The sequence below is a fragment of the Pseudomonas sp. SWRI179 genome, from assembly GCF_014268705.1.
Classification (GTDB): domain Bacteria; phylum Pseudomonadota; class Gammaproteobacteria; order Pseudomonadales; family Pseudomonadaceae; genus Aquipseudomonas; species Aquipseudomonas zanjanensis.
In genome coordinates this window covers 1-384 of sequence record NZ_JABWRA010000149.1, presented here as the reverse complement: position 1 = coordinate 384, position 384 = coordinate 1, and the positions used below count along the sequence as shown (strand labels likewise).

1 protein-coding gene is annotated in these 384 nt (G+C 65.1%); it reads left to right on the top strand.

Annotated features, from left to right (window positions below):
• Nucleotides 1-384: uroporphyrinogen decarboxylase family protein (locus HU767_RS28620; RefSeq protein ID WP_272972543.1), on the top strand; the 384-nt coding region annotated here is incomplete at both ends.

Here is a 384-nt window from a genome sequence, read left to right as displayed (position 1 = left end):
GCCTACGACAACCCGCAAGCCCTGCACCTGTTGCTGGACAAGCTGGCCCAGTCGGTCACCAGCTACCTCAACGGCCAGATCCTGGCCGGTGCCCAGGCTGTGCAGATCTTCGACACCTGGGGCGGCAACCTGTCGGCGGCGGCCTACCAGGAGTTCTCGCTGGCCTACATGCGCAAGATCGTCAGCGGGCTGATCCGCGAGCACGACGGGCGCAAGGTGCCGGTCATTCTGTTCACCAAAAACGGCGGCATGTGGCTGGAAAGCATCGCCGAAGCCGGTGCCGATGCACTGGGCCTGGACTGGACCTGCGAGATCGGCGATGCGCGCCGCCGTGTCGGTGACAAGGTTGCGCTGCAGGGCAACATGGACCCAACCGTGCTGTAC